Origin of the sequence: Desulfovibrio sp. (assembly GCF_019424165.1) — a bacterium.
Classification (GTDB): Bacteria; Desulfobacterota; Desulfovibrionia; order Desulfovibrionales; family Desulfovibrionaceae; genus Desulfovibrio.
Window position 1 is genome coordinate 5,885 of record NZ_JAHZAA010000023.1, and the last position, 24,608, is coordinate 30,492.

At 59.1% G+C, this 24,608-nt stretch carries 22 protein-coding genes; 10 read left to right on the top strand and 12 right to left on the bottom strand.

Translation table 11 applies throughout. The features are described from left to right. Positions 1-237 (top strand): hypothetical protein (locus QZ377_RS08650; RefSeq protein ID WP_291440758.1); only part of this gene is annotated, 237 nt, incomplete at its 5' end. 194 nt (positions 238-431) lie between these two features. Then, positions 432-1,187 carry an inorganic diphosphatase gene (locus tag QZ377_RS08655; protein WP_291440759.1) on the top strand — a complete coding sequence of 252 codons (756 nt, stop codon included), beginning with the start codon at positions 432-434 and terminating at the stop codon, positions 1,185-1,187. 177 nt (positions 1,188-1,364) lie between these two features. Here QZ377_RS08655 and QZ377_RS08660 read toward each other — a convergent pair whose 3' ends face one another. Continuing rightward, positions 1,365-2,291 carry a LysR family transcriptional regulator gene (locus QZ377_RS08660; protein WP_291440760.1) on the bottom strand — a complete coding sequence of 309 codons (927 nt, stop codon included), beginning with the start codon at positions 2,289-2,291 and terminating at the stop codon, positions 1,365-1,367. 322 nt (positions 2,292-2,613) lie between these two features. Between QZ377_RS08660 and QZ377_RS08665 the strand changes: the two genes are divergently transcribed. The 8 genes from QZ377_RS08665 (at position 2,614) to QZ377_RS08700 (ending at position 14,225) form a co-directional block, all read left to right on the top strand. Then, a complete protein-coding gene (locus QZ377_RS08665; RefSeq protein WP_291440761.1) occupies positions 2,614-4,245 on the top strand; it encodes an outer membrane homotrimeric porin in 1,632 nt (543 codons plus the stop codon). 168 nt (positions 4,246-4,413) lie between these two features. Further along, positions 4,414-7,476, top strand: a complete 3,063-nt coding sequence (locus tag QZ377_RS08670) for a hypothetical protein (protein ID WP_291440762.1) — start codon at positions 4,414-4,416, stop codon at positions 7,474-7,476. 202 nt (positions 7,477-7,678) lie between these two features. Then, a complete protein-coding gene (locus tag QZ377_RS08675) occupies positions 7,679-8,452 on the top strand; it encodes a DeoR/GlpR family DNA-binding transcription regulator (RefSeq protein WP_291440763.1) in 774 nt (257 codons plus the stop codon). Between the two features lie 57 nt (positions 8,453-8,509). Beyond that, positions 8,510-9,841, top strand: coding sequence for a four-carbon acid sugar kinase family protein (locus QZ377_RS08680; RefSeq protein WP_291440764.1), 1,332 nt, complete (start codon positions 8,510-8,512; stop codon positions 9,839-9,841). A gap of 24 nt (positions 9,842-9,865) precedes the next feature. Continuing rightward, positions 9,866-10,867 (top strand): 4-hydroxythreonine-4-phosphate dehydrogenase PdxA, encoded by a 1,002-nt coding sequence (gene pdxA, locus QZ377_RS08685; RefSeq protein WP_291440765.1) that lies wholly within the window; start codon positions 9,866-9,868, stop codon positions 10,865-10,867. Between the two features lie 117 nt (positions 10,868-10,984). After that, positions 10,985-12,346, top strand: coding sequence for a gluconate:H+ symporter (locus QZ377_RS08690; RefSeq protein ID WP_291440766.1), 1,362 nt, complete (start codon positions 10,985-10,987; stop codon positions 12,344-12,346). 413 nt (positions 12,347-12,759) lie between these two features. Continuing rightward, positions 12,760-13,926 (top strand): glycerate kinase, encoded by a 1,167-nt coding sequence (locus tag QZ377_RS08695; RefSeq protein WP_291440767.1) that lies wholly within the window; start codon positions 12,760-12,762, stop codon positions 13,924-13,926. After that, positions 13,923-14,225 (top strand): hypothetical protein, encoded by a 303-nt coding sequence (locus tag QZ377_RS08700; RefSeq protein ID WP_291440768.1) that lies wholly within the window; start codon positions 13,923-13,925, stop codon positions 14,223-14,225. Before QZ377_RS08695 ends, QZ377_RS08700 begins: the two co-directional genes overlap by 4 nt. 322 nt (positions 14,226-14,547) lie before the next feature. Here QZ377_RS08700 and QZ377_RS08705 read toward each other — a convergent pair whose 3' ends face one another. The 11 genes from QZ377_RS08705 to QZ377_RS08755 form a co-directional block, all read right to left on the bottom strand. Further along, positions 14,548-14,892, bottom strand: coding sequence for a hypothetical protein (locus tag QZ377_RS08705; protein WP_365854729.1), 345 nt, complete (start codon positions 14,890-14,892; stop codon positions 14,548-14,550). Further along, on the bottom strand, positions 14,835-15,170 hold the full coding sequence (locus QZ377_RS08710; RefSeq protein ID WP_291440769.1) for a helix-turn-helix domain-containing protein: 336 nt from the start codon (positions 15,168-15,170) through the stop codon (positions 14,835-14,837). Before QZ377_RS08710 ends, QZ377_RS08705 begins: the two co-directional genes overlap by 58 nt. A 72-nt stretch (positions 15,171-15,242) precedes the next feature. Continuing rightward, positions 15,243-15,953 carry a DUF134 domain-containing protein gene (locus QZ377_RS08715; protein ID WP_291440770.1) on the bottom strand — a complete coding sequence of 237 codons (711 nt, stop codon included), beginning with the start codon at positions 15,951-15,953 and terminating at the stop codon, positions 15,243-15,245. A gap of 373 nt (positions 15,954-16,326) precedes the next feature. Further along, positions 16,327-16,707: a NifB/NifX family molybdenum-iron cluster-binding protein gene (locus QZ377_RS08720; protein WP_012625484.1), complete on the bottom strand. Its 381-nt coding sequence runs from the start codon at positions 16,705-16,707 to the stop codon at positions 16,327-16,329. 13 nt (positions 16,708-16,720) lie between these two features. Continuing rightward, positions 16,721-17,641, bottom strand: coding sequence for an ATP-binding protein (locus QZ377_RS08725; RefSeq protein WP_291440771.1), 921 nt, complete (start codon positions 17,639-17,641; stop codon positions 16,721-16,723). After that, positions 17,629-18,696, bottom strand: coding sequence for an ATP-binding protein (locus tag QZ377_RS08730; RefSeq protein ID WP_291440772.1), 1,068 nt, complete (start codon positions 18,694-18,696; stop codon positions 17,629-17,631). Before QZ377_RS08730 ends, QZ377_RS08725 begins: the two co-directional genes overlap by 13 nt. A gap of 6 nt (positions 18,697-18,702) precedes the next feature. Beyond that, complete coding sequence (locus tag QZ377_RS08735; RefSeq protein ID WP_291440773.1) at positions 18,703-19,053, bottom strand: NifB/NifX family molybdenum-iron cluster-binding protein; 351 nt, start codon at positions 19,051-19,053, stop codon at positions 18,703-18,705. 303 nt (positions 19,054-19,356) lie between these two features. Continuing rightward, the gene (gene amrB / locus QZ377_RS08740; protein ID WP_291440774.1) at positions 19,357-20,256 is read right to left on the bottom strand and encodes an AmmeMemoRadiSam system protein B; all 900 of its coding nucleotides are present in this window, start codon (positions 20,254-20,256) and stop codon (positions 19,357-19,359) included. A gap of 272 nt (positions 20,257-20,528) precedes the next feature. Then, the gene (locus QZ377_RS08745; protein WP_291440775.1) at positions 20,529-21,995 is read right to left on the bottom strand and encodes an NAD-dependent succinate-semialdehyde dehydrogenase; all 1,467 of its coding nucleotides are present in this window, start codon (positions 21,993-21,995) and stop codon (positions 20,529-20,531) included. A gap of 28 nt (positions 21,996-22,023) precedes the next feature. Continuing rightward, positions 22,024-23,286 (bottom strand): dihydroorotase, encoded by a 1,263-nt coding sequence (locus QZ377_RS08750; protein ID WP_291440776.1) that lies wholly within the window; start codon positions 23,284-23,286, stop codon positions 22,024-22,026. Further along, entirely contained in the window at positions 23,283-24,239 is a 957-nt protein-coding gene (locus tag QZ377_RS08755) for an aspartate carbamoyltransferase catalytic subunit (RefSeq protein ID WP_291440777.1), read from the bottom strand. The genes QZ377_RS08750 and QZ377_RS08755 overlap by 4 nt, the downstream gene beginning before the upstream one ends. Positions 24,240-24,608 lie beyond the last annotated feature (369 nt).

The following is a 24,608-nucleotide window of genomic DNA, read 5'->3' on the forward strand; positions in this document are numbered from 1 at the left end:
CGCAAAAGCCCCGAAATGCGCTATGAAGACCCGGAAAGCAAAAAAAATGCCCACATCCTGGTCATCCCCGGCGTCAAGCCGCCCCATTTTGACATACCGCAGTATCAGCATATTTCGCTTGATGCCGCCGCCGGAGCAAATTCCGCAGCGCCCGCAGAGGCAGCCAAAGCTGCTGGCAAAGCCGCCAAGGGCGTTCCGGCTCCTGAAAAAGCCGCATACAATGACGACCCCTCCTAACGCCCTGTAACGTTACGAATACGTATTTTTAAATTTTTTTACGCCACTCACTAAAGCAACCCTGCTCTGGATGCAGAGCAGGTGACCGCAAAGCAACCCTGCTCTGGATGCAGAGCAGGTGACCGCTGAACACGTTCAACTGCCCTGATGAGATGTCATGGTTCACCGCTATTACCATTCAGGAGCGTGATGCAATGAAAAGATTCATATTCCTCCTTGCCATATGCCTTCTTGCCATGCCCGCAGCGTCTTTTGGCGAAACAACGGCAGCGCGCGCCCAGCAGGCTGTGCTCAAAGGAGAAAAAAACTATCTTACCGGCTATCCGGCGCATAATGCGGACGGAACTGTCAACGTGGTCATTGAAATACCCGCCGGAACCACGGCCAAATACGAAGTGGATCATGCCACCGGCCTTATGGTTCTTGAGCAGAAAAACGGCCAGCCCCGCTACGTGCAGTACCTCCCCTATCCCGGCAACTACGGCTTTGTGCCGCGCACCGTTCTCGCCAAGGAACTGGGCGGCGATGGGGACCCGCTTGACGTCATCGTTCTTGGTGATGCCGTACCCAGAGGCAGCATTCTGAAGGCCCGTCCTCTGGGCGTGCTGACCCTCAACGACAGCGGCGAGGAAGACAGCAAGATCGTCATGGCCGCCGTGGGTTCGCCCTTTGAAAAAGTACGCGGCGTCAAGCAGCTCGACGAGCAGTTTCCCGGCGTGACAAACATACTTCAGACATGGTTCACCTCGTACAAGGGCAAGGACAAGAGCGGAAAACCCTACCTGAGCAGCAACGGCATGCTGGACCGCACCGAAGCCGTCCGCATTATCGGCGATGCAGCCCTGCAGTTTGAGCGCTCCGTCATTACCGAAGCCGACAAGCCCGCGCTTGATCCCGACGGCAATCCCCGCGTGTATTTTTCTCCGCAGGCCCGCAACATCAGCGACTAGGCTCTGGCGGCTGCAAAATCCCCCTAACCCCTCCACCCCAGGCAACCCCATTGCCTGCAGAAAAGCGCCCCGCAAGGGGCGCTTTCAGTGTGTCGGCAAGGAACATGCGCGGCACGGCCCGCCCCTGCCGGTGACGGAGCCGATGCCTGGCCAGTGCGCTCAAGGCGATACACAGCCCTACGGCAAACGCTCCAGAATATCTTCGGGCAGCGGCACGCCAAGCTCAAAAAGCAGCGCAAGAAAACGGCTGACCGTGCGGCTCAGGCGCTGACCTTCCATATAGACCAGCGAGTAGTTCACATGCAGGTCAAAAGACTCCAGCCGCAACTGCGTCAACTGCCCTGCCGCCAGTTCCAGCGCGGCCGCATACCGCGGCAGGGCCGTAACGCCCAGCCCGTTGATCACCAGTTGCTTGGCAACCTCCATATTGTCCACGGTCATGAATGACGGACGCTCCGGCCGACTGGCACGGGCTTTGAACCATTCCTGCACCTTGTTGGTCACGCGGGTTCCCTGCTCCCGCAAAATAAAGGGATGCGCCAGCAGGTCATCGGCGCTGACCGGGCCGGTGTTTTGCGCCAGGGTGGACTTGCGCCCCGCAACCACAATAAGCGGCTCACGGTGCAGAAAATGCGCGCGAAGATTGGGATGCGACGGCGATGAGCCGCAAAAACCGATTTCCAGCTCTCCCCGGTACACTTTTTCGGCAATGACGTGCGAATTGTGCACAGCCAGATCCAGGGTGACGCCGGGATGACGCTGATGAAAAAGTACCATATAACTGGGCAGATAGTAGGCGCTCATAATGGCCGAAGCGCCAAGCACAAGACGGCCGGTATCAAGCTGGCTAAGGCGCTGAAACTCGTCCTGCATCTGGTTGACAAGGCTGAATATACGCTGCGTATACTCATAGAGCACACGCCCTTCGCTTGTGAGGTTCACCTTGCGCCGAGACCTGTCAAACAGGGGAACGCCAAGGCTGTTCTCAAGGCTCTGCACCTGCATGCTCACTGCGGGCTGTGTAAGAAAAAGGTCGCGCGCGGCCTGGGTAAAATTGCCGGTTTCGGCAATTTTATGAAATGTTTTCAAGTGATCAATATTCATGCGGGCATCAACCGGCCTTGTTGAAAATGCTCAATGTCCGCAAATGCTCGTGCAGATGGCGGTGATTGTCAACCGTGCCGCCATGGCGCGTTTTTGCCGCCACACCAAACCTGCCAGTTTTATTTCGGTAAATTTTATAGATAACGTTTCATTATCTTCCCCATTGGCAATTCTGATTTACGTGCCATTGATGAAACATTGTAAGCTCCGTGCAAGACACCAAAAAGCGTAAAGCGACTGAACAGGGTCAACCTACTGCCGGGCAGAGGGTAAAACCTGACACTGGATAAACCACATCCGCGTCATTGCATGGAGAATGCCGATGAAAAAGCTGTCCACATTGATTCTGGCTGCCGCACTTACGCTTGGAGGGGTAAGCACCGCCAGCGCTATTGACTTCAAAATCAGGGGTTACTGGAGCTTTTCCTACGAAGTTGCCACTAACAGCGCCTTTGCAAACAGCCGCGCCGGAGACAGCACCGGAGACGATTTTTCTGCCGGTGAACGACTGCGCCTTTACCTTGAAGCCAAGGCTTCCAAATCCCTTTCCGGCACGGTAGGTATTGAAATTGGCGATATCTACTACGGACAGGCTGAAAAAAACAACCGTGCCATGGGCGGCGCCCTGGGGGCCGACGGCACACTCATCAAGCTCAAGCGCGCCTTTCTTGACTGGCAGGTTCCCAGCACCGACATCAAGGTGCGCATGGGCATTCAGGGCATGAAGCTGCCCCTGTTCGCCTCCAGCGGCAACTTTGTGCTGGATGACGATGCCGCCGGTATTGTGGCCTCTTCGCGCGTTAACGAAAACTTTTCTGTTACGGCCATGTGGGCGCGCCTGCTTAATGACAGCCCCCTTGATACCACGCCATCATACTATAATGGCACGGCCTACGACCCGGACAATCCCGATAACGACGCGCTGGACTTTTTCGCCCTGCTTTTTCCCGTGCGTTTTGACGGCTTCAACATGACCCCCTGGGTGGGCTTTGCCGCCATGGGCGACGGCATCGGCCGCAACCCCAACAAGGATTACAGCGAAAACTTTATCAAAACCTCACGTAAAAAACTTCAGGAAGGCATGGGCGTTTATACAGGCACAGGCAAGGCCCCCATGCTGCTCGAATACGGCGGTGGCGAAACCTACACATGGTGGGGCGGAGTTTCCGCAAATCTCAACCGTTTCGACCCCTTCATACTGAAATTTGACTTTATGTACGGCAACAAGCAAGGTAACGGCATGTACCGCGACGAGACCTATACCAAGGATAACGGCAAGGTCAAAAAACTGGGCAAGCACGGGTCTCTTGATGCCGACCGCTATAACCGCAGCGGCTGGTTCGCCAGCATGCTTGCCGAATACAAACTTGACTGGGGTACGCCCGGCATCTTTGCCTGGTACAGTTCCGGCGATGACGACAACCTCAATAACGGTTCGGAGCGCATGCCGGCCATGTCGGGCAACTGGGAATATACGCACACCGGCTTCAAGGGAACCACGTCTTCAGGCGCGTATGACGGCATTTTCGCCTATCAGCCCATCGGCCTCTGGGGCCTCGCGCTGCAATTGCGGGACATTTCCCTGATGGAAGACCTGACAAGCCATATCAAGGTGCTCTACATGCGGGGAACCAACTCCGCAAATATGCCCAAAAAGATCGCGGAATCACAATATCTGTTAGACGAAAACATCAACGGCATTTCGCCGGCCGGGGCCATCGGTTCATACCTGACCACCAATGACTGGGCCATGGAAGTGGACTGGAATACCGAATACAAGATTTACGAAAATCTCAAGCTTGTTGTTGAAGCATCGTACCTTTATGTGGATTTTGACAAGGACACCTGGAGCTACACGGCTCCCGACGGGGTAAAATACGGGCGCGAATGGGCGCAGCGCCCCGACAATCCCAATGTGTTCAAGGTGGGTCTCAACTTCCACTATTCGTTCTAGTATCCTCCCCGGCCTTTCCGCATTTCCTGCGGCAAGGCACTGCAGCCCCTCTTACGCGCAAGATAAGGGGGGCTTTGCATCTCGCTGGCGAAGGCCAAGGCCGCCGCGTTCAAACATGGCGAACGCGCGAAGCATCTCTTGATAGCCGGTGTAAAGAACTGCAATATAATGAATACTTCCATAGCTGAAAAAGAAAATACCACACGCACGCCGAAGCCGGGCATGGACGCTGCCCCCCCGCACTGCGCGCCGTGGCTTTTTGACCCCCAGGACCATCAACTGGTCCGCCTCGTCAACGACTTTTCTGCCGCCCGCGCGCGCAACCAGTCCCTGCCCCAGCCGGATCCGGCCCTGCACCCCAACGGCGTTATCGAGCTGACCTCCGAGCCGGGCCTGCGCATGGCGCGGGCCGCCATCATTCTGCTTGAAAGCCTTGAAGACGGCGGCCCCCAGGAAAGGCTGCACGCCCTGCGCCGCCTGCATGACGAAGTGCTGTATTCCGTGCGCTCTCCCTTGCAGAAAAATACCGCGCGCGTGCTCATCCAGCTCATGAAGGATCTTGTCCGCTCCAGCCCGCACACCCATTTGCAGCTCCCTCTGGCCCACGAGTTTCATCAGGCTGTGCGCGGCACTCCCCGCATCATCCGCAAACTGCTGTGCCGCTATCACCTGCTGGAAATGCCCGAGGCCTGGAATCAGCAGGCATTTGACCATCACGTGCACGACGCCAACACCAAGGGACGCAAAAGCCCCACGCATCTGGTCATGGACGCCTGGGTCAAGGGCATCCGCTTTTTAACGGTCATCTACTATAATACCGTTGATCCCGAGGCTGCCAGCGAATTGCTGCGTGCCGCCCGCATCATGGATATCACGGTGCGTATCGGCATAGAATTTCGCGCGGCCTTTCGCGACAAGATGGTGGAATTCACCTGGGTTCCCCTTGATATCAACAGTCCCAAGGCTTTTGCAGACCTGCTGCGCAGGCCCGACATCGCCGGGGCGCTGTCGGAATATGCCGCCGTGAATACGTGGATGCAGGAACATGTGCTGCGCCTGCTGCGGGCCTGGAACACCATTCACGCCCCCCGTCTGGCCGGACAACTGGGCATCCCCGTGCCGGCGCCGCTGAAAGAAGGGGGCTTTCTGGCCTATGTGGGCCATCGGCAGCCTTCATCCCTGCATCTGGCAGAATACATCTTTTCCCAGTGGGCGCCGCTGGCGCATGAGACGGCGGGCAACCTGCGCCGGAAGATGGAGCAACAGCAGGGCGACGCGCGCGACGCAACAAAAGCCCTTGTTGAAAGCCTTGAAGACTTCATACCCGACACCATCCGCGCGGAATGGCTGAGTCCGGCCGCCAACCCGGGCCTGGTCTTTCCCTATACGCCGCACAAAAGCCTGCCCGATGTGCTACAGCGTGAGCCCGAAGCGCTGCTGGAAGCCCTTACCCCCCTGCATCCGTGCCAGATGGTGCTTAACCTCGCGGGCTTGACTCCCCAGGATATTCTGGAGCTGCTGTGGCGCGGCAAGGGGCACATCACCCACCTTGAGCTGTTCAACTTGCGGGAATGGACCAGCGGACAGCTCGGCCATGTGGAAGCCATCAACTGCCTGCAACGGGCCATCAATGAAGGCAGCATACTGCGTCTTAAACAGGTTGTTCGCCAGATCGTGCGTGAAGAGCCGGAAGACTCCGCCCGCCGCCCGCTGTTGCAGGCCGTGCTCGACCAGTTGCCACGGCTTCAGGAATTCTATGCGTCCGCCCCGCTCGGCTCGCGCATCGGCACAGACTCCACAAGCCGCTCGCACCATACTCACGGCATGGGGCTGGTCTTTGTTGAAACCCTGCCGCAGCAGGCCCGCGACGCCCTTGCCCGGGAAGACAAGGAGCAACGGCTGCTTCTGCCCGTGCATACAGATATTTACAGCTTCGAGCAGCATCACGAACCGCCGTATGCGCAACCGTGGTGGATAAAACGCCTGCGCCGTCTGCCCGGGCTCCGTCAGCTTGGCTGCCACTGCGTGCACGGCTGGGGGCTTGAAAAAAAGACAACCACAGTGGGCCAGGGCGGCAACCTCGTTACCCTGGGCGGCGTTGATGCCAAGGGCATGAACAGGGAGAATACCAAGGACAGCGCCAAGCCCGCCTTTGATGTCAGCCCCTGGAACCCTACCTATATGAACAGCGATGTGGTCAACCTGCTCAAGATTCTGGCAGGTTTTCTGCCCGCGCAATGGGCATTCTGGTATGTGGGAAGCTGGTGGGTGCTCACCTGGTTTGGCGCGCTGCTCTGGTTTGCCATCACGGCCGTGCGCAACGTGGCACAATCCATGGTGGGCGGCGGGGCCTTCAGCCGGTCCATGCTTGTGCCGTGGAACCGTTATGTGAGCTGGAGCCGCATGGCAGACTCCCTCATGTATACGGGCATATCCGTTCCTCTGCTTGAAGTGGCCGTGCGCCTGTGGCTGCTTGAAGACCTGATGGACATAACCGTGCAGAACAATGCCATCATGGTCTATACGGTCATTGCCCTTGTGAACAGCATCTATATTTCCGGGCACAACATCTTCCGGGGCCTGCCCAAGGAGGCTGTGGTCGGCAACCTGTTCCGCAGCGCCCTGTCCATACCGTTGTCCATGCTGCTCGGACATGCGCTCCTGCAGTTTTTCATTCTCCTGCAACTGCCGGACCCCATGATGCTGCTGCAAAACTGCGCGGCCATTGTGTCCAAGTGTTCTTCAGACCTCGTGGCGGCTATTATTGAAGGCTTTGCCGACCGCAACCATTACCTGCGCATGCGGCAAAGCGATTACAACAGCAAGTTTGCGCAGATTTTCAAAAGCCTCGCCACCCAGGAACTGCTTTTCCCCCACCGCAATCTGGCAAAAATGCTGTTACATCCTCAGGAATACTGGAAAAAACTCTATAAAAACGACCCTGTAGCGGCAAAGCAGGCCCTGGAGCACATGCTGGACATGATGTACATGTGGTATTTCAAGCCCCGCGCCAGGCAGATTTTCTGGCAAAAAATCAATACCATCCCGCCGGAGGAAAAGCAGGGGATTCTGGCTTTGCATTCGCTGCTGCGTCTTGAACGCGAAATTACCACCCAGCTTTTGCAGGGTCTGCTTGGCAAGGATTTTTCCCGTGTGCTGACCTTTTATCTGCAAAAAAACAGGGAATATCTGCATGAGCTGAAAGAGGCAAAATTCCGCGCAGCCGCCTGAAAAAATCCCGGGAACTGCCGCTGCCCGCCCGCCGAAACAAAAATTAACAAAAAGTCGTAGATACGCTCGCAACGAAAAAAGCTTCGGATAAAATCCGGAGCTTTTTTCGTTGAACCACTTGACTGAAGTGCCGTAACCGCAGATAACAAAATTTAACAAGATAGCCTAAGAAATAACACACAGGTGTAACAGGATACTTGCCATGCTGCCGGTTGAACGACGTAGAAAAATGGCCCATATCATCAAAAGCCAGGGCGCTGTTAACACACGCGAACTGGCCGAGATCCTGGGCATTTCCATCATGACCGTACGCCGTGACCTCAAGGTGCTGGAAGAGCAGAACCTGCTTGAAATCACCTGGGGCGGAGCCGTGCCTGTGGGCTTTGAGGCGCACGACATACCACGGTCCCACAAGGCGTCGTGCATGCGCCAGGCCAAAACCGACATTGCCCGTGCCGCTTGCGGCTTTATCGAGGACGATGCTTTTATCGCCCTTGACGCGGGAACCACCACTCTTGAACTTGCACGCCTTTTGCCGTCCCTGCCCATCAGCCGCCTGAGCGTGGTTACGCCCGACCTTGAAATTGCCTTGATCCTGTCCGGGCATGCGCACATTGAAGTCTTTCTTACCGGAGGCCGCGTAGACCCCGTCAGCCGGGCCTGCAACGATGTTGACGTGATGAAATACCTGCGTCGCATCCGCACCACAATGGCCTTTGTGGGCATCAACGTATGGGAGGCCGAGCACGGCGTAACCACCAGCTCCTCTGAAAAGATGCACCGCAAAGCACAGCTTATGGAAAGTGCGGATAAAAGCATCCTGCTTGTGGACTCATCCAAGTACGCCAAGTTCAGCCCTTGGCGCGTGGCCGGTGTTGAGGATTTTTACCGTATCATCACAGACGGCGGCCTCCCCGCAGGAGCGCGCCAGCAGCTTGAAGCCGCCGGCGCCAGCCTGCTGTACGCCGGTTCCTGACCAGCCCCTCCGCGGGCATCCATCTTCCGCCATACTGCCGGGAAACAGGAGAATTACATGAACATAGCTGTCATCGCCGACGATTTTACAGGGGCCAACGCCAACGGGGCGCTGCTTACCGCCAAGGGATTTTCCAGCGCCACCTGCCTGGGCCTTGACAAGTGGGACCCGCAGTATTTTGAAGCATTCACCGCTGTATCGCTCAATGCCGAAAGCCGCCTGCTTTCACCGCAAAAAGCCTGGGACGCCGTGTACGCGGCGGTCAAGATGTTCTGCGCTGAAAAACCGGCTCTGGTGGCCAAGCGGGTAGACTCCACCCTGCGGGGCAATGTCGGCGCGGAGATAGAAGCCGCCGTCAAGGCGATGGACGAAAGTTACGGGCATGAGGACTCTCTTGCCGTGCTTGTGCCGTCCTACCCGTCTTCGGGCCGCATCTGCGTTGGCGGATACCAGATTGTCCACGGTGTGCCGCTGGAGCGTTCGCCTATCGCGCAGGATGCGGCCACCCCCATCAAAAACACCTCGGTGCTCAAAATATTTTCAGAGCAAAGCTCGCTGGCCTGCGGCTTTGTTCCCCTTGAGACCATACTTGCCGGTGCGGAGGCCGTGCGAGGGCTCATCGAAGCCCTGCGCGCCAAAGGCTGCCGCGTGGTGGCCTGCGATGCAGTGTCGGACGAGGATATTGCCACCATTGCCCAGTCCCTGGCTGATGCGCCCTATCCTCTCATATCTGTAGACCCCGGCCCCTTCACGGCCGAACTGGCGGCCGTGCGTGTGCAGGCGCCTCGGGCGCAATATGAAGACCGCGTGTTTCTTGCCATTGGCAGCACCAGCGAGCTTACCCGCGTGCAGATGGAAGCCCTGCACCTTGCCCACCCCTGCCATCTCATCCACATGAATGTACGCAAGATTCTTGAAGGAGCCGCCGGAGCGGCCGAAGAATGCACGCGTGTGCTTGATGCCGTATGCACACCCCCGGCAGGCGCCACGGTTCTCGGTATCTGCACGGCGGCCAGCAAGGAAGATGTCTTTTCCCTGGACGACATGTCGCGCCGGATGAACCTGACGCATGCGGAAATTTCGCTGCGCATAAACAATGCCATCGCCGATGTGACCGACCGCGCCCTGCGTCGGGAAGATCTGCGCATCGGCGGCCTGTACACCTCTGGCGGCGAAGTCACGGTGTCTGTCATCCGCACGCTTGCGGCAGGCGGCTTCACGGTGCGCGATCAGGTGCTGCCCCTTGCTGTTTACGGTCACATCATCGGCGGCGTGCAGAAAAACCTGCCTATGATCACCAAGGGCGGCTTTGTGGGCGACAAAAACAGCCTGGTCGAATGCGTGGAATACCTCTTTACCAAGATTTCCACGCGCAAGCGCCCATCATAATACCAAAAAACAAGGAAAATATATATGAAACCCCTCATTTGCGCCCCCATGGGCGACCCGGCCGGGATCGGCCCGGAAATTCTGGCAGCGTCCCTCGTAGACCCGGTGGTCGCCGAGACCGCCCGCGTACTTGTGGTCGGCAATACCGAAATCATGAAGCGCGCCGCCGCGCTCATGAATGTGACCCCGGATTTCAACGAAGTTGATGAAAACCTCGGTGGATGGCGCGAAGGCGCAGCCAATATCCTGAACATGGACAATCTGGATCTGGCCGATTTTGCATATGGCAAGATTCAGGCGCAGTGCGGCAAGGCGGCCTTTGAGTACATCAAAAAAGGTGTTGAACTGACCATGGCGGGCAAAGCCGATGTTCTCGCCACCACGCCCATCAACAAGGAATCGCTCAAGGCGGGCGGCGTGCCCTATATCGGACATACCGAAATTCTGGGCGACCTTACGGGTACGGCCGACCCCCTGACCATGTTCCAGGTTCATAACCTGCGCGTTTTCTTTCTCACCCGGCATCTTTCGCTCATGGACGCCTGCCGGGCCGTGAAAAAAGAGCGCGTGCTGGACTACCTGAACCGCTGCGCCGAAGCCATGCGCCTGCTGGGCATTGAAAACCCCTCCATTGTAGTGGCCGGCCTTAACCCGCATTGCGGCGAGCACGGCCTTTTCGGCAATGAAGAAGATGTGGAAATCGTTCCGGCCATTGAAGAAGCCAAAAAGGGCGGACTCAATGCGCACGGCCCCAATCCGGCCGACTCTGTCTTTCACTTTGCCCTCAAGGGCGCGTGGGACGCGGTGCTTTCGCTGTATCACGACCAGGGGCATATCGCGACCAAGATGGTGGATTTTGAGCGCACCATCTCCCTGACCCTTGGCATGCCCATATTGCGCACGTCTGTGGACCACGGCACGGCCTTTGACATTGCCGGAAAGGGCAAGGCCAGCGCTGTCAGCATGGTGGAAGCCATACGGCTTGCCGCCCTGTACGCACCCGCCTTCAGGAACGCTCACGCCTGAGGCAGAACGAACAAGAATGGACTGGCAATCGGCTCTTCCGGGGACGCCTGTTAACCCCGTACACCCCGGCCCGGCAATTCGCCGGGCCATAACGCAACCGCCGTTCGGAGAGTGATGATGGGAACCGCTCAAGCTTTTGGTATCGGCTATTCGATGACAATGCTGGCCATTGCTATCGCCATAGTCATTGTGCTGTGCATCTGCTTCAAGATACACGCATTTGTTTCATTGACCACCGCAAGCCTGTTTCTGGCGCTGACCCACAATATGGAGTTGGCAAAAATTGTGGTGGCCTTTGAAGGCGGCCTTGGCAAAACCCTGGGCTTTCTCGCGCCCATTCTCGCGCTGGGGGCCATTCTGGGTAAACTTATGGAGGTTTCGGGCGCGGCAGAAAGGCTGGCGCGCACCCTCATACGCATTCTCGGGCAGTCACGGGCGCACTGGGCCATGATGATTGTTGGCTATGTTTGCGGCATTCCTGTTTTTCTTCAGGTCGGCATCATCCTGCTCACGCCGTTGATGTTCTCCATTGTCAAAGAATCCAAACTGCCGCTTATTCAGGTGGGCATGGCCCTTGTGGTAGCCCTGACCACGGTGCACTGCATCGTTCCGCCCCATCCGGCGGCCATGGCCGTTACCGACCTGCTCAAGGCCGATGTGGGCAAGGTCATCTTTTTCGGCCTGCTGGTGGGCCTGCCCGCCGCCTGCGTGGCCGGACCGATTTACGGCAAGTTCATTGCCAAACGGCTGCCCCCTGTGCCACTTACCGGAGCCTATGCCGACACCGAGCCGCGCAAGGAATCTGAACTGCCCCCCTTCGGCAGCACCCTTTTTGTGGTTCTGCTGCCGCTGCTGCTCATGATCGCCAAAACCGTTGTGGAACTGAGCATCGACAAGCAGAATCCCCCTGCTTACATGACCTATGTGAACTTTATCGGCACACCCATGATCGCCCTGTTCATCTCGGCGGTGGTGGCCTACTTTGTGCTGGGCCGCGCCCGCGGATTCAACTGGGACCAGCTCGGGCGCTTCAGCGAATCCGGCATGGCTCCCCTGGCATCCATCATGCTTGTTATCGGTGCTGCCGGAGCGCTCAACCAGATTATCACCGACAGCGGCGTGGGCCTTGTGCTCAAGCAGGTGCTCACCAGCCTTCAGGTAAGCCCCCTCATTCTGGCCTGGATTATCGCCATCACATTGCGTTTTGCCCTCGGCAGCGCCACTGTGGCCATGATGACAGCGGCAGGCCTTATTCTGCCGGTGCTCAGCGCCAACCCCCAGCTTGACCCGGCACTCATGGCCATCGTCATCGGTGCAGGGGCCATCGGCGCTTCGCAGGTGACGGACTCCGGCTTCTGGTTCGTCAAAGAATCGCTCGGCATTCCCATGGCTTCCATGTATGCTACCTACACGGCGGGAACCACCATCGCCGCAGTGCTCGGCCTGGGTGGCACGCTGCTGCTGCAGATGTTCCTCTAGGCAGGTCAGCCTTGAGAATGTATGCTCTCAAGGCTGCTACGGCGCTCACCGCGGTGTTTACATCTTCGTGGCGAACGCCGGCCCAAGGCGCCTGCCGCCCGCTCCATGCCGGATGTTACGGCGGTGAAATACGCGCGGCAGGCATGTCCGGGGATTGCCCGGACAAAGCGCGGTTTTCCCGGGCAGAAGCCCTCTCTGCCCGGGAACCTGCCCTTGAACAACAGGGCATCAGGCCGAAGACCGAACGCCCTGTGACTGTCAATTGTCTCTTTTCAGGGTATCCCATTGTTGCCTGCCCTGATGCATGAAAAATCCTGGCGGCGCGCAGCGCGGCAATGCCTGCGGGGTGCGCAGGCTGGTCCGGCTACGCCCAAGCGGCTATCTCAAGCGTAACATGCCATAAGGAGCATTGCATGAAAATCGTCATTGCGCCGGATTCATACAAGGAATGCCTGTCGGCCCTGCAAGTCGCCACGCTTATAGAGTCGGGCTTTCGCGAGATTTTTCCCGGGGCCGAGTACATCAAGGTTCCCGTGGCCGACGGCGGCGAAGGCACTGTGGAAGCTATGGTGGAAGCAACCCGGGGAACCATTGTGCCGGTGACGGTCAGGGGGCCTCTCGGCGAAGCCGTGGAAGCTTTTTACGGCCTTACGGGCGATGGCGGCATGGCCGTCATTGAAATGGCCACGGCCAGCGGCCTGGGGCTAGTGCCGCCTGAAAAACGCAATCCCCTGCGTACCACAAGCTACGGAACAGGCGAGCTTATACGCTCGGCTCTGGACGCCGGAGCGCGCAGATTCATCCTCGGCATCGGCGGCAGCGCCACCAATGAGGGCGGCGCAGGCATGCTTCAGGCACTCGGCGTGCGTTTGCTTGATGAGCAGGGACAAGAAATCGAGCCTACGGGCCTTGGTCTCGGCAAGCTTGCGCGCATAGACGTGTCCGGCATTGATCCCCGCCTGAAGGACACCGTTATTGACGTGGCCTGTGACGTAGACAATCCCCTTTGCGGCCCGCGTGGCGCATCGGCTATTTTTGGCCCGCAAAAAGGGGCTACGCCCGAAATGGTGCAGCAGCTTGACGGCTACCTGCAAAATTTCGCAGCCATAACCCTTCGCGACCTTGGTATTGATATGGCCGAAATCTCCGGAGCCGGAGCCGCCGGAGGCATGGGTGGCGGCATGTACGCCTTTTTGCATGGCCGCCTGCGCCCGGGCAGCGAAATTGTCACCGAGGCCGTAGGGCTTGACGCGCTTGTCAGAGACGCGGACCTTGTCATCACCGGCGAAGGCCGCATTGACGGGCAGACTGCCTTTGGCAAGGCCCCGGTGGGCGTGGCCCGCGTGGCAAAGCGCCACGGCAAGCCCGTAATCGCCATCGGCGGTTCCCTGCGCCATGACGCCGATGTGGTGCATGAGCACGGCATTGACGCCATCTTCAGCGTGCTCTACCGCCCCTGCAGCATTGACGAGGCCCTGGCCGAAGGTGCAGACAATCTGCGCACGGCTGCGCGCAATATTGCCGCCGCCGTAGCCGTTGGCGGTGGACTTGGCCCCGTGGCGGCGCGGGCGGGAAAATGATCGACGCCTATATTGCCAGTTGGCGCAGCCACCCGTTGTTCAACATCCTGTTTGTCTGCGCCATGGCCCTTTCCTGGGCCATATATGCGCTGTTGCACCTCAAGGGCATCCCTTGGGGTTCGCAACAGGCCAATATTTTTGTATTTGTCATCGCGGCCCTGTGCTTTATCTTTATTTTTGTTTTGCCCCGCTACTCGTTCCGCCCGGTGGCCGTACACTATTTCATCATGGTGGGAACCCTGCTGCCTTCACTGGCCAACGGGCAGGAGCTCATGCGCCAGAGTGGGCTGTTCAACTAGGCATTTAACCTGTTGAGAATATACATTCTCAACAGTTAAGACACGTCCGGTACGGCGCTTAACAGCGCAGACAAGCTGCGCATACACCTGGACGACATACGCCTGCCCGTGCAGCCGTCAGAGCAATTTCAAAGTGCAATGGCTCTAAAGCATATTCGCATTGAAATGCCTGCGTGACGGTAAAGCATTGCTGCCGTCTGCGCGATAAAAGGTGTACGCCGTGCACTGACGGCATGGCGCCAATAAAAACAACAGAGGCGGAACAGCCGGGCAACCCGCCCACGCTGTTCCGCCTCTGCGTATTTTGTTCCAGTACGGGCCTTTACCCGGCTGCAAGCAGCGGGACCAGCACCTGGCCCAGTCTTTTGCGAAATTCCTTCTGGTCCAGATCATTTTTCTGATTGCCGCGCACCAGGCTCACGACTATTGCCGCCCCTGTCAAAAGCGAAAAAACCGCATCCGCTCTGGCAGCAGCACCGGGGCCAGCCAATCGCCGCGCCAGCCCCTTGCGTCTTTTTTCAAAAAAATCGACGATAATATCAGAAACTTCCTGATCAAGCGCCGAAAAAAGAACGATACGAAACTCGTCCAGCCACTGACTATGCTCTCCTATGCCTGAGCCAGCAGACCAGCCACATCGGCCTCCACGTCTCTTGGAGGTATCAATTCACTAAGGGATTCCACTACGGCCACAAAGAGCTTTCTCTTTGAACCGAAGTACCTGTTGATAAGCGTGGCATTGACCCCGGCCTTGGCCGCTATTTCCCGTGTGCCCACGCTTTCATAGTTATTGTTGGCAAAGAGGCTACGCGCCGCCAGCAGTATTCTCTGCCTGGTCTGGGCCGCGTTGCGGGTTTGCCTGCCCTGATCCGCCACAAAGGGGGAATGTTCAGAAGGTATGGCGGTTACAGGGGCCTTGCCGTCAGTTTTCACTGTATTGCTCATGGCGTCCCTGCACTCGATTATGATGGCCGAAAAAGGCGTAAACCATGCCCGGCCATGCGTGCGTAGAAAAATCTATTCTTCCGGCGCGCACCCGCCCTGGCACAGATGTTCTGTGCTGAAAGCCGCCAGCCTGCCGGCGGCAAAAGCGTCAAGACAGGAGCCGACGCTGGGCAGCCCCGCATTGTGATATACCGCAATGCCGGCAGCCTGCATGGCCTGAAGCGGGCGCAGACCCATGCCGCCTGCCAGCAGAACTGTCACTCCCAGTCGCGCCAGAAGCTGCACGGGGCCGCCACAATCGCCCGGCATATGCCCCAAATTGGTCCGCACTGTAACATGCCCGACCTTGCCGTTTTCAACCCTGGCCAGCGTATAGGCAGAGCAGCGCCCAAAATGGGGGTGCGGCGCGGATTCAAGGCCGCCCTGCCCCTGTGACGGCACGGCCACGAGCACGCCTTCGTCATCCGGAACCGGCGCCTCATCCTCCGGGATGCCCACGGCGCAGACGCCGCCCTCAATGCGCAGGGCAAGGCCGTCCACAAGGGCTTCGGCCACACAACGCCGCGCGCGGCGCAAAAGCCTGCCGAAGGTATGGCGTGAAACGCCCATCCGCGCGGCGGCCTCATCCATGTTCAGGCCTTCATAGTCGGCCAGGCGCAAGGCCTCCAGACCATCCAAAGGCAGGATGGTTTCTTCAAGGTCAGTCAGGGGTACACCCTTGGGCTTAAAATAACTGTTCTTTGGAAGGGCGCTGACACGGCGGCAATGACAGGGTCTGGGCATAAAATTTCAATTTTCCAGTGCTGAGACTGTTTACTGGTAGCTCTTGTATCCAAGGTAGGACATGGTGTGGGTATCGTCAAGAGAAGGTGAAGCGGCAGAGTCTGTTGCGCGGAACCGGAGGGGTAAACCGGTTCCGCGCACGGGGAACCGCCGCAGGCTGAAAACCTGCATAACGGTAAGACGGATGAATAATCTTGCGCCGACAACGCTCAGGGACTGTTTTACCAGAAGCAGGTACTTCCTGAAACAGCTCCCGCTTTATGCCCGGCACTTCTGCGAAACAGCGGATCGACAACTTTTTTGCTGTCCATTGCCCGGAGCCGCCGCGCCAGTGCAAATAAAACTAACAAGAACGTTGCAGGCGGCAAAGGCCCTAGTGCTCGCAGCCGCCGCAGGTCTGGTCCAGATTGAAGCGGTTGAGCTTGTTTTGCAGAAAAGCCTCTACAGCCTGGCCCACGGTGGCGCAGTTACCTGCAAAAAACACTTCTATGTTCATCTGGTTAAAGCCCGCAAGGGGGCGCATGCCCATGCCGCCCGCCAGCAGGGCCGTAACGCCGTGGCCGGCAAGATACTGCACCGGCGCAAGGCAGCCCCCCTGCTGATGCGGCACAGCCGCCAGGGTGGACTGGGCCGTCACAGCCCCGTTTTCTATTTCAACAATCGTGTAGATGGCGCAATGCCCAAAGTGCATGCCCATGCCTGCATCCATGCCGCCGGGGAGTTCGGAAGGAATCGCCAGAACTGTCTTGCTCATTGTACTACATCCTTTACAGGGTTTTTATGGTGCTGTTTGTATTTGACCGGGTGGCCGCATCCGCCGCCCCGGTAATGCGCCGCCAGATGCGGGCAAGTTCATCGGCAAGGGGCGAATCGCGCTCGGTCAGCGCTTCGCCGCGCGCCATGGCCTGCACCACAAGCGGGCTGAAGGGCAGTCGCCCCGCCACAGTATGCCCCGCGCTTGCGGCCTCTGCCTCCAGGGCGTCGGCTTCTTCGGTATTGAGGTCGGCCTTGTTGATGATGATAGCCACAGGTATACGAAAATGCCCGCACAGGTCGGCCACGCGGTCGAAATCGTGACGCCCGGATGGTGTCGGCTCGACCACTGCCACGGCCAGAGTGGCCCCGGAAAGAGAGCTGATTACAGGGCAGCCCACGCCGGGCGAACCATCGCAAAGCACAAGGTCGCTGCCTTCACTCCGGGCTGTTTCGCGCGCCTGCTGCTTGAGCAGACTCACCAGACGGCCCGAATTTTCCTGACCCGGATCAAGCTGGGCATGCACAAAGGGACCGAACCGCGTGCGGCTCAAGTACCATGTGCCGCAGTGGCGCTGTGGAAAATCTACAGCCTCGGCCGGGCAAAGCTTGTGGCATACGCCGCAGCCTTCGCAGTGAAGAGCGTCTATATGGTAAAACTCCCCTTTACGGCTTATGGCCCCAAACCGGCACAGGTCCATACAGCGGCCGCACAACGTGCAGCCTTGCCGGTTGATGACAGCCGTATTGCCGGAAATGAAAGCCTGCTCCTTACATATCTGGGGCCTGAAGATGATGTGCAGATCAGGCACATCCACATCCAGGTCGCACAGCACGGGCTTTTCACCCCCGCGAGCGGCCAGCGCCGCCAGCGAGGCGCACACCGTGGTTTTTCCTGTTCCGCCCTTGCCGCTGATAACAACTATTTCGCGCACGACGTTTCCTCCTTTGCGGCGGATTCACCGCAAGTTACGGAAACATGCGCTTCTTTGGCGCGGTCTTGCGCTGCGGCAGCCCATCGCCGCAGGTCTTTGCCAAGCGCTTCAAACCGTCGCCGCCAGCTCGGTGCTCCGGCACTCTGCCCCACAGGCGGCAACTGCCCGCGCGCGTAACCTTCGGCAGCCTGACGGTCAAAAGGCAGGCGAGCCAGCAGCGGCAGCCCCTTTTCTGCACAGTAGTGATCAAGAACCTCATCGCCGGACTCGTTGCCCGGCATACCCACGCGGTTCATCACCACAGCCACCGGCATGCCCAGATGGCTGAAGGCCTGATGGGCCAGCGTAAAATCATACATACCGAATGGGGTTGATTCGGCCACCAGCACAACAACATCCGCCAGGCGGGCCGTGGTCATGGCCGGGCAGCTCACGCCGGGGGGGGCGTCTATCAGGACATCCGGCAAAACATCCGGCAGCGCATCCGAAGGCATATCTGGCGACACGGCAGCCAGTGCGGAATCCGCAGCGGGAGCAGATGCAGTACTGACGCCCGCCGCAGCGCCCAACCGGGCATCAAGCGCTTTTTCGAGCGCCCGCAGCAGGGGCGGTGACATGGCCTCGCCCACACGGCTTCTGCCCATGAGCAAGGTATTTTCCCTGTCCGGGGCCGCGCTCCATACGCCATGCTGCAGGCTGCCAAGCTCGCGCCGGCCTTCGTCCAGCGCGCCGGACGGGCATACCGCGAAACAGCCGCCACAGCCGTGGCACATGTCTGAAAAAATGACCGGCTTGCCGCCAAGAATCGCAATGGCCTTATAGGCGCAGATTTCTCCACAGGCCCCGCAGGCCGTGCACTTTTCCTTGTTCAGTTCCGGCACGGGCAAAAAAACCTTCTCGGGCGCGAACAGTTGCGGACGCAGAAAAAGATGCAGGTTGGGCGCCTCCACATCCGCGTCCACCAACATGCAGGAGGCGGGCCACGTTACAGCCAGCGAGGCCGCCACTGTGGTTTTTCCCGCCCCTCCCTTGCCGCTGGCAAAAGCAATACGCATGCCGCCCTACCTGTTGGGGGCCTGGGCCGGGCTGGCCGCCCCGTTTGTATATATGCGTACGGCTTCGCCCACGCTGCGGCCGTCCATATCCTGGTACACTTCCATTCCCGCAGCCTGAAGCGCCGCAAAGGCCTTGGGACCTACATAGCCGCTGAGCACGGCCTTGACCCCAAGGGCCGAAAGGCGCTCCGCGGTCTGAATGCCCGCCCCCTGGGCCATTACCTGCGATTCCCCGTTGTCCACATATTCCTGCTGCGCACTGTCTGTATCCACAACCACGAAGCCCGCAGCACGTCCGAACCGGGGATCGACCTGCGCATCCAGGCCCGGACCTTCACTTGAAACGGCAACTTTCATAGTCCGCTCCTTTACGCGGCAGAACCGCGTTTTTTGTTTTGCTCAAATGAGCATAATATTCAAGCAGCGGATGTCAAGAAAAAACCACGGCCCCGTGCAATACAAAAAACTCCCCAGCCTACGGCATGCCGTAGGCTGGGGAGTTTATACAAAATACATAATGGATCAGACCCGCAAAAGCAGCCTGGTGCACCGTACTGCGTTCATGCGCAAACCGTTATCCGGGCGGCTTCATTCTTTGCCGCTGCATCCGCATGGCCCGCGCCACCCAGCCGGAACAACGGAGCAAAGCTCAAGACAGGGCTACGCGAGGCCGAAACGCAAACCCGCGTAACCGACCACCCGGCTGGTATCGCCGGACGCGGCCGCCGAGGTGTCATACAGGGCCAGTTCGGCCCAGGGGCTGCCCATGGCATGCGCTGTAAACAGGGCCAGTGCCATGGCCCCTGCGCCGCACATGGTGATGCTTTCACGCTCCACCACGTTCAGCAGGCCATCGGGATCGCAGGCAAGCACCTGGGCAAGGGCGAGAGCATCTTTATGCAGGGTCAGTTCCTGGCTCTGATAATGGTTCAGATCAGAACTGACAACTATGCCCACACTTTGCCCGTCCGCCTCAAACGCCTGTACAACCCGCGCCAGGGCAAGGCCCGCGGCACGCAAGGCATCGGGGTTGCGCGTGCCTACACAGACAGGCACGATGCTGCGCCCAGACTGCTCGCGGGGTAAAGGCAGACTTTGCAAAAACGGTAGCAACACTTCAATGGAGTGTTCACTCACATGGCAAAGTTCGTCCTCAAAAAAACCTCCGGCAGCCTGCACCAGCGCCTGCCCAAGCTCCTCGTCCACCACTACCGGCCCCAGGGGGGTCAGCCAGTGGCCGTCGGTCCAGACGCCCAGCGTCCGCCCCTGCCCGGTATGGTTCGGGCACAGGATAAAAAGCCGCTGGGGCAGGTTGGCTCCGGCTGTGGAGCCAGCCCAGGCGCTGGTCAGCGTGCCGCCAATAACACGCCCGCAGTAAACATACCCCGCGTGAGGCAGCATAAGCCCCAGCAAACGCGCATTCTCTTCACGCGGCATTTCACCAGGGACAAGATTTTCAGGTACACCCCCGGACATAAACCACATGTGGATTTCTTTTTTCAACTGCTCGGCATCAGCAGGATAAAAACGTCCCGCCGCAATGGGGTGTCGTATGCTCATGGCTGCTCCCGGAATTTGGCGTATATAAAAAAACGCTGCGAACCCTGCGACCAGGGCAACCGGGCGTTCGAACCCGGTGTCTCCGCGCGCTGCCGCCGTATCAAAACATTTTATAATATAATCTATGGACCCTTTAGAGCACATTTATGAGCTTTTTGAAAGACCCTTTTTCTGCGGCCCCCTCGTCGCCGTCCCGGTCGCTCCCCCCGGCATCTGTCATCTGCCGGGGGAAGAAACCTGAAATGTGGTGCAGGATACAGGTGCAGGCCGGATTATGCCTGCGCAAGACCGCCCAGCAGGGCGTAATGTGTTTCCATATATTCCAGCAGACCTTCCCGACCTCCCTCACGGCCGAGCCCGCTGCCCTTGACGCCGCCAAAAGGCGTTTCGGCCGAGGCCAGCGCCGCATCATTGATGCCGACCATGCCGAAGCGCAAACCCTGCCAGAGCCGCCACACGCGCGCCATATCCCGTGTGCAGACGTAGGACGCCAGCCCGTATTCCGTATCATTGGCAAGGGCGATGGCTTCCTCTTCGCTTTCAAAAGACATCACGGCCGCTACCGGCCCGAAGATTTCTTCGCGGAAGATGCGCATCTCGGGCCGAAGCCCCGTGAGCAGCGTGGGTTCATAAAAATTTCCCCCAAGGCTGTGGGGCTGCCCGCCCGTCACGCGGCATGCGCCCTTTTCCTGCGCATCACGCACAAGCGCATCCACATGCGCCACGGCCCCGGCGTCAATGAGCGGTCCCATTGTGGTATCGGCTTTCAGGCCGTCCCCCACATGCAGGCCGCGCATGCCATGCAGCAGACGGCGCACAAAGGCGTCAAAAACGTCCTTGTGCACCAGAAAACGGTTGGCGCAGATGCAGGTTTGCCCGGCGTTACGGAACTTGTTGCCCATGGCCATTGCTGTGGCCTGGTCCAGGTCAGCGTCGTCAAAGACAATAAACGGCGCGTTGCCGCCAAGCTCCAGCGATACGCGCTTGAGGGTGGGGCCGCACTGGGCGGCAAGGTTTCTGCCCACAGGCGTGGAGCCTGTAAAGCTGAGCTTGCGCACAAGCGGGCTTGAGGTAATGACTGCGCCGATGGCCCCGGCATTGCCCGTAATGACGTTGAACACCCCGGCGGGAATACCCACCCGCACGGCCAGTTCCGCCAGGGCCAGCGCGCTGTACGGCGTAGCGCCGGCAGGCTTGACAATGGCAGTGCAGCCCGCGGCCAGCGCCGGAGCTACCTTGCGGGGGATCATGGACATGGGGAAGTTCCACGGCGTGATAGCCGCCGCCACTCCAAGGGGAGCGTGCCGGGTCAGCGCCTGAGCGCCGTGACGGAACGTGGGTACAACCTCGCCACTTACCCGCCGCGCCTCTTCGGCATACCAGGGAAAGTAAGATGCGCCCTGAAGAATTTCCGCCCTGGCCTCGGCCAGCGGCTTGCCTTCTTCGAGGGTAAGCAGCCGGGCCAGATCTTCAAGATTGGCATGTATGGCCTGTTCCCAGGCATGCAGGTAGACTCCGCGCTCCTGCGGGCTTTTGGCCTTCCAGGCATCAAACGCCGCGTGTGCGGACTCCACGGCATGCCGGGTCTCGACCTCGCCGCAGTTGGGCACATGGCCAAGCAGCTTGCCGTTGGCCGGATTGGTGACTTCGATAACGCTTTTGTCCGCCGCGTCGCACCACTGCCCGTTGATCAGGCAGTGGGGGCGAAAGAGGCTTTTATCCTGCAATATCTGATACATGTAACCCCCGTTGCGGCGCGGGCGGGGGTCAGAAGAGCTGCTTGCCCCCCATCCAGTGATGCTTGACGCGCCCGCGCAGTGTCTGCCCCATAAAGGGCGTGTTCAGGCTTTTGGAATACATGGTTTCCCGTGAGGCAAGCCATGTTTCGTCCGGGTCAAACAAAAAGAAGTCTGCCGGGTCGCCGGGGATAAACCCGTTCCACGGCAAGGCAAAAATTTCGCCTGGCCGGCGGCACCACAGGCGGTGCGCATCGGCCTCAGCCAGCACGCCTTCACACACAAGCCCCCAGGTAAGGCTCAGGGCCAGGTCAAGGCCGGTAAAGCCGCAGGGGGCCTCGTCCAGGGTCCCATCCTTTTCATGGGCCGCATGGGGCGCATGGTCGGTAACAAGAATGTCCACAACACCCGTTTTCACAGCTTCACGCAGGGCATCGCGGTCACGCGCCGTGCGCAGGGGCGGGCTGACCTTGGCCTGAGTACTGTAGTTCTCAAGCGCGTGCTCGTCCAGCAGCAGGTAATGCGGGCATGTTTCCGCGCTGACCTTGACGCCGCGCGCCTTGGCCCAGCGGATGATATCCACCGTCAGTTCCGCCGAAACATGCGCAATATGCACAGGAATATCAAGATATTCTGCAAGCATGATGTCGCGGGCGGCCTGCACGGCCTCACCTGCGGCGGGCTGCCCCTTGAGACCCAGCAGACCGCTGGTATGCCCTTCATGCATGATCCAGCCACGGGCCAGGTGCGGGTCTTCGCAATGATCAATGAGCACAAGCCCCAGATCCGCCGCATATTCCATGATACGGCGCACGAGTTCGGCATTCTCCAGCGGGCGGCCGTCATTGGAAACAGCTACGCAGCCGGCCTCCTTGAGCTCGGCCAGAGGGGCCATCATTTCACCCTTGAGGCCCACGGTGGCGGCGGCCACAGGGAACAGGCGCGGGCCGTGCGGATGGCTCTGGCGGGCCTTGTCCAGCATATGACGGGTAACGCTCGCCGTATCATTGACGGGCTTTGTATTGGCCATGCACATGACCCCGCCAAAACCGCCGTGTGCGGCAGCTTCAAGGCCCGATGCCACGTCTTCTTTATACTCAAAGCCGGGTTCGCGCAGGTGTACGTGGGCGTCGATAAGGCTCGGCATGAGCACAAGGCCGCGCGCGTCAAAAATCTCGCAGCCTTCGGGGGGCGTGTGATGCCCCGCCGGGGTCATGGTCGTGATTTTTCCGCCGGTCACCAGAAGATCCACCGGGGCTTCCAGGTGGCGGGCATTTTTAATGCAAAGCCTCATGCGCGTCCTCCATCATTGCGCGTGGCCAGAAGATACAGCACTGCCATGCGTGTGGCCACGCCCGCAGCCACCTGATCAAGTACCAGGCTTGCGGGGGCATCGGCCATATCGTCTGAAATTTCCAGGCCCCGGTTCATGGGACCGGGGTGCAGCACACCGGCGCCGGGCCGGGCCAGCGCCATGTGTTCAAGACCAAGGCAGAAGCGCCGCGAATATTCGGCCAGATCGGGCAAAAGCCCTGCCTGCTGCCGCTCCAGTTGCAAGCGCAGGCACATTACGGCGTCCACATCGCGCACTGCCTGCCTTAAATCGGTATATACCTCCACCGGCCAGCGGTCCACCCCGGCGGGCAGCAGGGTGCGCGGGGCGCATACCCGTATGCGCACGCCAAGGCTGGTAAGCAGGTGGATATTGGAGCGCGCCACCCGGCTGTGAGCTATATCGCCCAGAATAAGCAGGGTACGGCCCTCAAAGGAATTCTTCCAGGCTTCACGCAGGCTGAAGCAGTCCAGCAGCGCCTGTGTGGGATGGGCATGCCAGCCATCGCCGCCGTTCACCACGCCGCAGGGCAGCAGGTCTGCCACATAGCGTGCCGCGCCGCTGCTGGAATGGCGCATGACGATGACATCCGGAGACATGGCCTGAAGCGTCAGGGCCGTATCCTTGAGGCTTTCACCCTTGTTGAGGCTTGAGCCGCTCTTGCCCAGCGCAAAAGTGTCTGCCGAAAGGCGTTTGCCCGCCACATCAAAGGATGTTTTGGTACGCGTGCTGTTTTCCACAAAAAAAAGCACTACGGTCTTGCCCTTGAGGGTAGGAACCTTTTTGACCGGGCGGCTGTTTATTTCCTGAAAGCTGGCGGCCAGATCAAGCAGATGCAGGGTATCCGCCCTGCTCAACTGCGTTACGTCCAGCAGGTCCTTGTGCGGCCAGTGGTAGCGATTGTCGGTATTCATGGCAGTGCTGTGTAAAAGGTAAAAAAAAGCCCCGCTTTTCAACGGGGAACGACGGGTACGGCTGCAGCCCTGAACGGCGGGAACTTCAAAAAATCCGGCAGACCGGGCGCTGGAAAAAACGCCCGCCCTGAACCACGTGTTTCGGGAGCGACAGACATCATGTCCTTTATGTAGGCGCGCCAGGGTGCTTTGTAAAGCAAAAAGTCTGTTGACGCCCGCAGGGCCATTGTCTAGTTAGAAGAAGGCCATACCACCGGGCGCGCCCGAAAGGCGCTTGCCCGGCCTTTTTTGACGGCTTGTCCGGGCCGGGTTGCCGTCCTTTTATCAGGGCTGTTTTTGTATTTTTTCAGTATGTTCCGGAACTTTTCA